Raw genomic sequence first — 12,126 nt, 5'->3', positions numbered from 1 at the left:
GGACTTCGAACGCCGGCACCGACAGGAGTCCGCTAGGCTCACGCTAGCCGCATGACAACCCCGAACGCGTGTCCACTTCCGCGGGGGAAGGCCCGGTGTCGTTGTCGGGGAAGTCGTCCACACCCGTCAGCCTAGTGCCGCGCAGTGAGACGAATCCCGAACGGTCAAACTTCGCTGAGACTCGTCTGGCTTTGTTCACGAGAATGGACAGCAGATGTTCACCACTTCGGGAGGCACCTCAGCGCACCGGGAATTCGAACACCGAGTGAGTCGCTTGCTTGCCGGGGTCTGCGGCGGCTGACATCTGCTCGCGCTGCGTTGACACTCCGCGACGGCGACAGGTGCCGTTCCCACAGCAGATGAGAAAACATGTTGGCCGCCCGCCGGCGAGCTGCGACGATGCGTCTGTTTCCCAGGCGGAGGAAGTTTGTTCGTTTTCGTGTGTGCGGGGTGCGGCGCCGAGCTGACCGTCCCGCTGTCCCAGGTCTCACTGCCGGTACACGCCCGTCAGCAGTACGGGAACGGGGCCCAGCTTCCGGTGCTCATGGAATCCGGGACGTTTGCCGTGGACCCGGACCCTTGGGGAGGGCCGTGGCGGCTGTGGGACGAGATTGATCCGAGCGAGGCTGAGGCACGCGGCATCTACGCGCCAGTCCGTGCCCTGTCCGACGGCACCCCCGGGGCCAGTGTCATTGCGCCCGGTGATATCCGTGGAACCCGATTGATTCCCGAGAAGCGTGGCGGTGCCTGCTGTGGCCTCGACGGGGCCGACGGGCCCAACATGGCCTGCGAGGTATGCGACCTCCCCGTGGCGACCAGGGTCGACGATTGCTCGCTCTGGCAGATGGTGAGACTCGGCTCAGACGTCGTGCACCGCGTCCCCGTAGACGGCATCCACGCCGTACCCCTGTCCTGGGCGGAGTTGGCAGAGAAGGGGGAGAAAACGCCCCCGTTCGAGCCGATCGCCACGTGGGGAGGAGGACGGCTGGGGCCGAACCACTACTGGTCGTGGAGTCCGCAGTGGGAGGCGGCAGCCGGCCAGGCGCTCGCCCACCTTCTGATTGCCTCCAAGGGGCAGCGGGTGAAGGTTCCGAACGGCCTGACCGCGGACGTGTTCCAACGCACGCTCGACGCCTTGCTTCCGGCAGGCACCCGGCAGCGGCATGCCGTCCTGGCCGGGCCGGGACAGCCCTCCCCGGACGCGGGCGTCGACATCCTCCTCGTCCCCGTCCATCCGACGACGGGCCGGACCTGGACCCCTGCAGACCCGACCACATCGGCATACCTGGTGCCTCTGCCGCTGGGGGTGTGGCTGTGGCTGGTCTCTCCCGAACCGAACTTGCCGGTTCCCGCGTCGGGCCGCATAGCCCAAGACGTCCTTCGCGACTACCCGCTTCCGCTGCTGCCCAACCACCTGTTCCGGGCCGACCGGGGAACGTTCCAACACACCTTGGTCCGGCTACCAGCCGTGCGCAGCCCGTGGCTGCGCACGATCCTCGAGAACCTCACGCAGAGCACCTCGGCTGGCCTCTTCTAGCCGTCCGGCAATCGAACAGCACCAGACTCTCGCGCCTCCCGAAGTGGTGAACATCTGCTGTTGTCGGCGGCGGCTGAACCGTGACCCACTTTGGGCCCCTCTCTGTCAGCCTTGGGTGAGACATCCCGTTTTGTCGGGTTAGCCTGAGAGGGCCCGAGTAGTAGGAGTTCCACCCCTGATGACCAGCACCAATCCGTCCGCTGCCAACCCAGCCCCCAAGCCGAAACGCCGCACGTTCACCCCCGAGTACAAGCTGCGGATCGTCGCCGAGTACGACGCCGCGCCCGAGGGCGAGAAGGGTGCGGTCCTGCGCCGCGAGCGCCTGTACCACTCGCACGTCACCGAGTGGCGGGCCGCGCGCGATGCCGGGGCCCTGGAAAACCTGGTCGACCGGCGCACGAGCCCGGCCCGCCCGAAGAAGTCCGCCGCCGAGGTCGAGAACGAGAAACTGCGCCGACAGGTGGAACGGCTGGAGAAGGAACTCGCCCGGAACAAGGCCGCGCTGGAGGTCCTGGGAAAAGCGTCGGCGCTCTTGGAAATGATCTCCGAGAGCGCGGACTGACGCACGCCGCCGACCCCGTCGTGGACGAAGCCTTCACCGCCGTCGAACACGCGCCGGGCACCACGGCCGCGTGCCGGCTGACCGGCCGCTCCCGGGCCACCCACTACCGCAGGCTGAAACCGCCGCCCCCGCGCGGGCCCAGGTCCCCGCAGGTCCAGCCGTCGGCCCTGACAGCCGAAGAGCGAGATGCGGTACTGGAGTTGATGAACAGCCCCGAGTACGCCGAACTGCCACCCGCGCAGATCTGGGCCCGCGAGCTGGACACCGGGCGCTACCACTGCTCGGTCTCCACGATGTACCGGATCCTGCGTGAGCGCGGGCAGTCCGGTGAGCGCCGCCGCCAGGCCACCCACCCGGCCAAGACGGTGCCCGAACTGGTCGCCGACGGCCCCTCCCAGGTGTTCACCTGGGACATCACCAAAGCAGCCGGCCCCAGCAAGGGCATCTGGTACCACGCCTACGTCATCATCGACATCTTCAGCCGCTACATCGTCGGCCACACCGTCGAGGCGGCCGAATCAGCCGTACGGGCAGAGGAGTTGATCCGCGAGACCATCGCGCGCAACGGCATCGTCCCCGAAACCGTGCACGCCGACCGCGGCACCTCCATGACGAGCAAGAAGGTCTCCCAACTGCTGATCGACCTCGGCGTCACCAGGAGCCACTCGCGCCCCAAGGTCTCCAACGACAACCCCTACAGCGAGGCCCAGTTCAAGACCACCAAGTACATGTCCGACTACCCCGAGCGGTTCGACTCCCTGGCCCACGCCCGCGAATGGTTCGACGCCTTCATCTCGTACTACAACCACGAGCACAGGCACTCGGGCATCGGACTCCACACGCCCGCCAGCGTCCACTTCGGCACCGCGGAGGAGATCCGTGACCAGCGGGCCGCCACCCTCGCCGAGGCCTACTCGCGCCACCCCGAACGCTTCGGCCGCCGCCCCAGACCACCCGAAATCCCGAAAGCGGCGTGGATCAACGACCCCGCCAAACGCAGGGAACCCACACCACAAACCTCATAGCGTCACGACCGTCTCACTGGACTTGAAATCTTCCGCCTCGGCCGGAGCGTTCGACAGCCTGCGGGTCAGCGTGCCCGAGGAGGGTGACTACATCCTCTCCGGCCAGCTGACCAAGTACACCGACCACGGGATCATCCACTGGGCGATCGACGGCAAGAACGTCGGCCAACCGATCGACACCTACACCGCCACGCCCAGCGTCGTCCCGTTCACGGTCGGCGAGTCGGTGCACCTGGTGCGCGGGGATCACGAGCTCAAGCTCACGGTCACCGGCACCAACACCGCCAGCGGCGGTGAGCGCTTCCACGCGGGCATCGACACCGTCACCCTGACCAAGACGACTGTCAACCCCACTCTCCCAGCAGGCACTTCGGTCGTCGCGCGGGACCACAACACCAACACCTACGACGAAGGGAAGCCCGACGGCCAGGCCTACCACCTGGTCACCACCGCCACCGACGGCGCCCGCATCGACGGCTACGCCGACGACGTCGAACTGCGCGTCACCAAGCACGGGTACGACGCGCCGATCGGCGGCACCTCCGGCTGGACACTGAAGACGGCAACCTCCGTCACCACCGACGCCCTCGGCGCCAAGCTGACCGCGTACGTCAAGTACGACACCTCCGGACACGCCCTGGAATCCCGCAAGCCGGGTTCGAACGGCAACGACGCCGGCACGGTCAAGTCCGTGTTCTACACGGCCACGTCCAACCCGGATGACGCCGCTTGCGGCAACCGGCCCGAGTGGGCCGGCCTGCCCTGCGTCACCATGCCGGGCGGGGCAGTAACCGGAGCGGACGCCACGCGGATGCCCACGACACTGCCCGTGAAGCGGATCACCCGCTACTCGCCTTTCAACGAACCCGAGGAGACGACCGAGACCAACGCGGGCAAATCTCGCAAGACCGTCACCACCTACGACAGCCTGGATCGGATCGTCTCGACCGAGATCACCTCGGATGAAGGCAAGCCGCTCCCGAAGGTCACTACCGAATACGACCCGGCTACCGGCGACGCGGTGAAAACCACCGCCGATGGCAAGTCCCTGACCAAGATCATGGACTCGCTGGGCCGGCTGATCTCCTACACGGACGCCGACGGCGCAACCACCACCACGGAGTTCGACAGGTTCGGCAAGCCCGTGAAGGTGAGCGACCCCACCGGGTCCACCGCCTACACCTACGACCGCGCGAAGGAACCGCGTGGCCTGGTCACCTCGATCAGCGACAGCGTGGGCGGAGAGTTCGCCGCCAAGTACGGCCCGGACGGCCAGCTCGTCGAGCAGACCTACCCCGGCGGCATCGTCCGCAAGGACACCTACAACGCAGTCGGCGAGGCCACCAGTCGCAGCTACACCCGCAGTTCCGACAGCATGGTGATCTGGGCCCAGACGACTGACATCTCCACCCAGGGCCAGGTGGCCAAGGACACCAGTTCCACCGCCACCCGCTCCTACCCGTCCTACCAGTACGACCGGCTCGGCCGACTGGTGAAGGCCGAGCAGACCACGGTCAGCACCGGCTGCGTCACCCGCCAGTACGCCTTCGACGCCCACTCCAACCGCCTGTCCAAGCAGACCTCCCCACGCGGATCGGCCGGCGAGTGCAGTACGGCCGGGGCGACAGCGGAGAACCACACCTACGACAACGCCGACCGGCTCACCGACGCCGGATACGTCTACGACGCCTTCGGACGCACGGTGAAGACCGCCACCGGCGCGACCAACACCTACTGGGCCAACGACCGCGTCGCCGCCCAGGAGAAGGGGGACACCAAGCAGGAGTGGGCCGTCGACGCCGCCCACCGCCTGACGGCGTTCACAACCAGCAAGAAGCAGGCAGATGGCACCTGGGCCAACGCCACCTCAAAGCTGAACCATTACGGGGACGATTCGGACGAGGTCCGTTGGGCGGTCGAGGACACCACCCAGGGAGCCGTGACACGGAACGTCTCCGGGCCCGACGGGGACCTCGTCGCCACGACCAGCAGGACCGGCGACGTCCAGCTGCAGCTGACGAACTTGTTCGGCTCGGTAGTGGTCACCACCGACACCGCGTTGACCAAGCCTGCCGTGCTGGACTTCGACGAGTTCGGCATACCCCAGGACGGCCAGGCTCAGGTCCGCTACGGCTGGCTCGGCGGCAAGCAGCGCTCCGCCGAGGCCCAAGACGGCGACATCCTCATGGGTGCCCGCCTCTACAGCCCGGCCCTCGGCCGCTTCCTCCAGGTCGATCCCGTTCCGGGCGGCAACGCCGGGCCGTACGACTACTGCACCGGCGACCCGATCAACTGCACCGACCTCGACGGCAACTGGGGCATGCCCAAGTGGCTCAAGAAGACGGTCGAAGTCGTCGCCAAGGTGGCAGAAGTCGCATCGGTCATCCCCGGCCCGATCGGAGCCATCGCCGCCACCGTCTCAGCCGTCTCCTACGCGGCGACCGGCAACTGGGAGAAGGCAGCCGAGATGGCGGTCACCGCCGTCGCTGCGACCGTGGGCGCCGGACCAGTAGTCAAGGCCGCCGTCACGGCGGTCAGAGCCACCAGGGCTGCTACCCGGGTCGAACGAGCGGCATCGGCGGCCAGGACCGCCTACCGCAGTACCGCAACTGCGGCGAAGCGGGTCTTCGCCAAGTGCAATTCCTTCGCGCCCGACACGCCTGTGCTCCTCGCCGACGGAAGCTACCGTCCGATCTCCGATATCGAGATCGGCGACCGAGTCGTCGCGAGCGACCCGACCACAGGCGAATCCTTGGCCGAACCCGTTCTCGATGTCATCGTCGGGTACGGAACCAAGCACCTCATCGGGATCGGAACCGGCAGCACCCCCGGCGCGCCAGGGCTGGTGGTCACCGATGAGCACCCGCTCTGGGTCGAGGGACGCGGGTGGACCCCCGCCGCACAGGTGGAACCGGGAGATCTCCTCGTCTCCCCCGAAGGTGTTCGCACCACGGTCACCGTTCGCGTTGACTACGGTCCCCGAACTGACGAGCTCGTCTACAACCTCACCGTCGGTGACCTCCACACCTTCACCGTGCTGAGCGGCGACGACGAGGTTCTGACGCACAACGATGGAGTGACCTGTCCCCACAACCGACCCCCGCATTCGAAATTCACCCGCGCCCAGAAGCTCAAGGTCTGGGCAGCCAATAAGCTGAAGTACGCGGGTTTCAACCGATGCGAGGCATGCAGGATTGTCGTCAAGAAGCCCAAGAAGTCCCAGAAGGGAGTCACTCCGCCCAGGAACGAAGGGCAGGTGGACCACGTATATCCCAAGTCCAAGGGCGGCGTAGGCTGTGGCAGGTGCAATGGTGAACTACTCTGCAGGGTCTGCAACCGCACGAAGAGCAACCACTAGCAGCCCCAGCGGCCGAACGCGGCTATGCCTTGGAGGAATAAGATGAGGTTCCTATTGAGTCGCCACGCCCGGCTGGAAGTGGAAAGCTTGAGCCAGGTAGAAGCGAAACGGAAGGTATACGTATCAGTTTCCGTGTCGCGCGGAAGAGAAGTGGTCAGCGTCTGCAGGGATAGGGACGGGTCATGGCAGTTCTTCTCCGAAGACGACAAATCCGGCCCCGAAGGTCCCGTCCTGATTCATTTCGAACACGTTCCCGGCAGGTCGGAACTAGCCGCGACAGTGCCTGGCCTGAGAAAGGGATACTGGGCGCTCCGCAATAAAGAGGATGATTCCTGGAACGTGGTGCAGGACGACTAACGGCGCCCCGCACGCCGAACGGCCCGCCGGTCAGTCCGACGGGCCGTTCGGCAAGTCCACCGCCCCTCCCAAACCGACTGACAGCCGCCCGCCTCCACGGCTGTCATCCATCACCCACTCGACACGTCCGGCAAGACGAACGCGGACCGCGCCCGCGACCTGGGCGAGCGCCTCGACCTCGCCCTCATGCCGAAGAACATCGAGAGCACCCGGCACAAGCTCAAGCGCCTGGTCAGCCTCGGCGTCCTCACCGAGCCCGAACCCGGCCTGTTCGCCCAGCACCGCCCGAGCAACTCCGCACCACCAGCGCACCCGACCCACGTCGACGGTTGAATCGGTGGCACAACCTGGAAATTGGATTGCCTGGCCACCGTGGAAGGACCGAGAGTCGGCGGATGCGTGATCTGAAGCTGACCGTCGGCGATCTCACCCTGTCGCCCCTGAGCCCGGCCGACGTCAACGCCCACCTGGCCGGCGAGGACGACCTCTTGGCGCGCTGGCTGAACGGGGGCCGGGCACTCGGGCCGGCACCGAGACATACATCCGCCACTGCATGGAACAGTGGGCCACCAAGGGACCGTTGTGTGCCTTCGGAATCCGAGTGGGCGCCGAGCAGACCCTCGCAGGAACGATCGACCTCCGGTTCGAGATGGCCGGCCTTGCCGCTGGGCAGGTGAACATCGCCTACGGGCTCTACCCCGCCTGGCGTGGACGGGGTCTGGCGACCCGCGCGGTCCTCCTGGTCTGCCGATACGCGGCAGGCGAAGGAGCAGATCAGGCGGTGATCCAGGTGGCTCCGGAGAACCCAGGCTCGGCCGCGGTCGCCCTCAGGGCGGGCTTCACCTACGTCAAGCAAGTCCTGGACGCGGACGGCAACCGGTTCGACTGGTACGTCCGCAACCTGCCCCGCGAACCAGCCCATGGTACTGACCACTGACAGCAAGCGGGGGGAACCGGCTCGGGACACACGGCCCTGAGCCGAAACCCCTTGGACGGCACGGGGACCGGCTTGCTGAAATGGCAGACGGCCGCTGTCGGAGTCGAAGGGATGCGGCGATGACCGAGATCAGACTGCACCTGTCGGTGCGTGGCCTTACCGACGCGGACCTGCCGTTCTGCGGCTGGGCCGGCTCCCCCAAGCACGTGCGCGAACTCGTCCACCAGATCCGCCGCGCCGAGGCGGGCGAGATCGACTACCTGGCCGTCTGCACGCCGGTCGGGCTCCCGGTGGCGGTCGGCGGCATCGACTACACGGTCAAACCCGGCGCCGGCACGCTCTGGCAACTCGGCGTCCACCCGGCCCTGCAGTCCTGTGGGATCGGCACACTGCTGATCCGCTCCGCCGAGCAGCGGATCAGCGCCCGGGGCCTGACCCGCGCCGAACTCGGCGTCGAGGAGAGCAACCTGCGCGCCCGCGCCCTCTACGAACGCCTGGGCTACCGGGCCTTCAGCCGCGAGCTCGACTCCTGGGACGTGGAGGCCAAGGATGGCTCGCTGCAGCGGTACGAGACGATATGCACGATGATGCGCAAGGACCTGGCATGACGCTGGATTTCGCGGCGTTCATCGGCGATGCGACGGCCGACCCAGCCGTCATCGGGCACCGCCCCGGGGTCGGCGCGGAGGGGACCGCGGCGCAGCTGGCGGCCTGCGCCGCCCTGTGGGAGCAGTCGGTCCCGGGCGGCCGGGGTCGGGCGTGGGAGCGGCGCTGGCGGTCCTTCCCGCGGCTGCTGGTGGTGCTGGTCGGCACGGCGGCCGCCGGGGTGCGCGGCGCGGTGGCGGATCTGCGGCTGGCCGCCGAGGAGAACCCGGCCGTTGCCGAGCTGCTGGCCGCCGTCCCGGCCGGCGCCGCCCGGATCGAGGACCTGGTCCAGCGCGGCCCGTCCGCACCGGTCTGGCGCCCGCTCAGCATGCGGGGCGGGCCGCCGCGGCGGGGTACGGGGCGGGCGCGGCGGGTGATGTCGGTCATCGCGCGGCGCCTCCGAGAGTCGGGAGCGAGGAGGAGGACGGCCGTTCCGGCCGCCCTCCTCCTCGCTCCTCCTCTTCCCGGCCGGTGGCGCCGCGCAGTGGCGCCACCGGTTCGCGTGGTTCGGTGGGGGGAGCCGTGCTTGCCGCCGATGGAGCTGTTGCAGGTGCAGCAGAGTGTATGGCCGAGCCCACGCCCGTCCTGCGAGATTCCCCGCGAGAGGCCGGCTCCGGCGGGGACGGCGAAGGCACACGCCGCCCCCGCCGATTTTGCTAGGAAATGTACAGGCCCTGTGACCAGGCCCACGGGGAGCCTTGGCCGTTGTTGGTGAGCCGGGCAATGCCCCAGTAGCCCTTGGCGCAGTACGGGGGGTTCACGTGGTAGCTCTCGGTGTAGCCGTAGGTCGGCCAGGCGTGGTTCTGGGTTGAGTCGCCGTTGATGCCGTATGTGACACCGTTGCAGTTGTCGTAGACGCCGGTGTAGAGGCGCACGTCGGTCTGGCCGCCGGACGCGGTGACGGTGCTGTACAGGTATCCGCTGGAGTCGATGTTGACGCAGGGCGTGAGCGTCCAGCCGTACCAGGGCGAGTTCAGGCCGCCGCCCTGCCCGGGTCCGCAGGTGCCGAGGCCGGTTCCGGCGTCGGTGGTGGCATTGGCCGTGCCCGCCCCGGCCACGCCGACCAATGCCACGCCGGCGAGTGCGACAGCGGCGACCTTCCTCCCGACGGCGCCGAGGCGGACGGCGGTGCGCTTCCTGATCATGGGTTGTCTCCTGGTGTTCGGTGGCTGTTTTCCTCGGCCCACCCGTGCGCAGGCCAGAACCGGCCCGGGTGCCTGGACCAGTGCGCGGCCCGGGGCGGTTGCTGACGGCTGGTGGGAGGGACGGGGCCGGTAGGCGCGATCGGCGTCGTGCCGCCCGGTCCGACTCAAGGGAACCGGATGACGGGGCCGCCCTCGAGTGATTCGATCAGGTTCGAACACTCATGACGTCGGCCGCTCGGACGGCCGAGGGCTGATCTCGGAGGGTGTCGTGCTCTACCTCGACATGGACCGCGCCGTACTGGCGAACACCCGGTTCGCGATCTCGCCGCTGAGCACCGCGATCGGCGCGCTGCGTCTCCTGCGCGACAACGAGCGGCCGTGCGGCGGCGGTTGGCGGAGCAGGGTCCAGGAGACCGTCCGTGACCGCAAGCTCGTGCTGCTGGGTTCGCTGTTCAGCGGTTCGTGGGACTACGTGCCGGACTTCCTGACACCGCAGCCGCAGGCCCCGGAGACGGGGTTGGAGGAGGAGCTGCACGCGGTCGCCACCGCGGATCGCGCCCGTCTGCGCTGGGAGTTGCGGGTCATGGCCGAGGGGGTCGACGAGGAGCGCCTGGCGGGGCGGGTGGTCCCCGTCGTCCTGCGCGACGCGCTGGAGCGGGGCGAGCAGGACTTCGCCGAGCGGGTGGCGGCGGAGTTGCAGCGGCTGTGGGAGGGGACCGTCGCCCCGCAGTGGACGGCCCTGCGCACCCGCATGGAGGAGGACATCACCCACCGGGCCCAGACCAGCGCCCGCCACGGCCTGTCCGGCATGCTGGCCACCCTGCATCCCAAGGTGCTGTGGAGCGACGACCGACTGAGTCTGGTCAGCCGGTTCCAGGGCCGGATCGGCGGCAGTGCGGGCCTGGTCCTGACTCCTTCGGTGTTCACCACGGACCTGCGGGTGGTCATCGACTCGATACCGGGGCCCGCCGCGCGCGAGCCCATGTTCGCCTACCCATGCGGACCCGGACCGCAGGTCCGCTCCGGGCCGTCGGTCCACGCCCTGCTCGGGGTGACCCGGGCGCGCCTGCTCTCCGACCTGCACACCGCCCGCACCACCGGGGAGTTGGGCGAGCGGCACTTCCTCTCCACCAGCACCGTCTCCTACCACCTGGGCATCCTGCACCGCAGCGGACTGATCACCCGCACCCGCATCGGACAACACGTCCTCTACCAGCAGACCCCCCGCGCCACCGACCTCCTGGCCACCCCTCGCCCCCACTGACACCGGGGCGGCGGGCCGGACGTCAAGCCACACGTCGCGCTCCGCGGCAGATCCGCGAAGGACCGTTCCGAGCCGTGGATCTGGCGCCATGACGGCGATGCAGGCCGATATGGTGCCGTGGCTTTGTTCACGAGTCGTGAAGTCAGCTCGTCACGGATCTTCTTCCAGTGTCGCTCGGGGAAGGCGGCGAAGGCGGTGAGGTCGTCCTTGGCCTCCAGGAGCATCTGGCTGACCTTGGGGAACTGCTTGCCGAGCATCTCGGCGACGGTGTCCAGCTGGGCCCGGACTGCGGCCTCGGCCGGCTGGGCGAAGATCGTGCGGATCGTCGCGGCGACCGTCTCGGCCGCGTCCTTCGGAATGATCGCGAAGGTGTTGCGCAGGAAGTGGACGCGGCAGCGCTGGTAGGCGGCGCCGAGCATGACCTTGCGGATCGCCTTGACCAGGCCGCTGTGGTGGTCGCCGATGACCAGCCGGACGCCGGCCAAGCCGCGTTCGCGCAGGGAGCGCAGGAACTCGGCCCAGAACACCTCGGTCTCGCTGTCCCCGACCACGAGTCCGAGCACCTCGCGGCCGCCGTCCTCGGTGATGCCGGTGGCGACGACCACGGCCCGGGAGACGATCTGGTGGTTCACCCGCGCCCTGCAGTAGGTGGCGTCGAGGTAGACGTAGGGGAAGCGGGTGTGGCCCAGCGTCCGGGTGCGGAAGGCGGTGAGCTGGCCGTCCAGGTCGGCGCAGATCCTGGAGACCTCGCTCTTGGAGATGCCGGTGTCCGCGCCGAGGGCCTTGACGAGGTCGTCGACGGAGCGGGTGGACACCCCCAGGACGTAGGCCTCCATGATGACCGCGTAGAGCGCCCGGTCGATGCGGCGCCGGCGTTCCAGGAGGCCGGGGAAGAAGCTGCCGGTGCGGACCTTGGGGATGGCCAGGTCCAGGTCGCCGGCCTGCGTGGTGAGCGTCTTGTCGCGGTGGCCGTTGCGCCAGGTGGTGCGGGCCTCGGTTCGCTCGCCCGGCTCGGCTCCGATCCGAGCGGTCGCCTCGGCCTCGATCAGCTCTTGCAGGATCCGCTGGGCCAGGGTCCTGATCAACTCGATTCCGTCTGCCGTACGCAGTGACTCCATGAGGCGGAGAAGGTGAGACTGGGACAAGGCCATCGCGCACCTCTCACTCGACGAGCCTTCCTACTCGGAGAGTTGCGCGATGGCTGCTTCATGAGCAGGGGTTGCACCAAGATCTCTGCCACACCACTCAGCGGGATGCCATCCGACTGCCAGCACAGCCCGGAGGGATGTTGTCCGC

At 68.3% G+C, this 12,126-nt stretch carries 10 protein-coding genes; 8 read left to right on the top strand and 2 right to left on the bottom strand.

The window, feature by feature from the left end:
* The first annotated feature begins 427 nt into the window (after positions 1-427).
* From AB0Q99_RS31660 to AB0Q99_RS31630, 7 genes are all read left to right on the top strand, one after another.
* On the top strand, positions 428-1,537 hold the full coding sequence (locus tag AB0Q99_RS31660) for a hypothetical protein (RefSeq protein ID WP_363577243.1): 1,110 nt from the start codon (positions 428-430) through the stop codon (positions 1,535-1,537).
* A 178-nt stretch (positions 1,538-1,715) separates the two neighbouring features.
* Positions 1,716-2,099, top strand: a complete 384-nt coding sequence (locus AB0Q99_RS31655) for a hypothetical protein (RefSeq protein ID WP_363577241.1) — start codon at positions 1,716-1,718, stop codon at positions 2,097-2,099.
* A 20-nt stretch (positions 2,100-2,119) separates the two neighbouring features.
* Positions 2,120-3,124 carry an IS3 family transposase gene (locus tag AB0Q99_RS31650; protein WP_363577239.1) on the top strand — a complete coding sequence of 335 codons (1,005 nt, stop codon included), beginning with the start codon at positions 2,120-2,122 and terminating at the stop codon, positions 3,122-3,124.
* A gap of 22 nt (positions 3,125-3,146) precedes the next feature.
* Entirely contained in the window at positions 3,147-6,482 is a 3,336-nt protein-coding gene (locus AB0Q99_RS31645) for a polymorphic toxin-type HINT domain-containing protein (protein ID WP_363577237.1), read from the top strand.
* A gap of 543 nt (positions 6,483-7,025) precedes the next feature.
* Entirely contained in the window at positions 7,026-7,172 is a 147-nt protein-coding gene (locus AB0Q99_RS31640; protein ID WP_363577235.1) for a hypothetical protein, read from the top strand.
* Between the two features lie 220 nt (positions 7,173-7,392).
* Complete coding sequence (locus AB0Q99_RS31635) at positions 7,393-7,776, top strand: GNAT family protein (RefSeq protein ID WP_363577233.1); 384 nt, start codon at positions 7,393-7,395, stop codon at positions 7,774-7,776.
* 119 nt (positions 7,777-7,895) lie between these two features.
* Positions 7,896-8,384 (top strand): GNAT family N-acetyltransferase, encoded by a 489-nt coding sequence (locus AB0Q99_RS31630; RefSeq protein ID WP_363577231.1) that lies wholly within the window; start codon positions 7,896-7,898, stop codon positions 8,382-8,384.
* A gap of 693 nt (positions 8,385-9,077) precedes the next feature.
* Here AB0Q99_RS31630 and AB0Q99_RS31625 read toward each other — a convergent pair.
* On the bottom strand, positions 9,078-9,566 hold the full coding sequence (locus AB0Q99_RS31625; RefSeq protein WP_363577229.1) for a hypothetical protein: 489 nt from the start codon (positions 9,564-9,566) through the stop codon (positions 9,078-9,080).
* A 268-nt stretch (positions 9,567-9,834) separates the two neighbouring features.
* On the opposite strand from AB0Q99_RS31625, the gene AB0Q99_RS31620 reads away from it, so the two are divergent.
* Positions 9,835-10,830 (top strand): winged helix-turn-helix domain-containing protein, encoded by a 996-nt coding sequence (locus AB0Q99_RS31620; protein ID WP_363577227.1) that lies wholly within the window; start codon positions 9,835-9,837, stop codon positions 10,828-10,830.
* Here AB0Q99_RS31620 and AB0Q99_RS31615 read toward each other — a convergent pair.
* Positions 10,776-11,981 carry an IS256 family transposase gene (locus tag AB0Q99_RS31615; protein ID WP_363577225.1) on the bottom strand — a complete coding sequence of 402 codons (1,206 nt, stop codon included), beginning with the start codon at positions 11,979-11,981 and terminating at the stop codon, positions 10,776-10,778. The two genes, AB0Q99_RS31620 and AB0Q99_RS31615, sit on opposite strands and share 55 nt — an antisense overlap.
* Between the last annotated feature and the right edge of the window lie 145 nt (positions 11,982-12,126).

The organism is Kitasatospora sp. NPDC086791 (assembly GCF_040685975.1).
Lineage (GTDB): Bacteria > Actinomycetota > Actinomycetes > Streptomycetales > Streptomycetaceae > Kitasatospora.
Note: the sequence above shows the minus strand (reverse complement) of the source record. Positions and strands in the feature narration are given on the sequence as shown.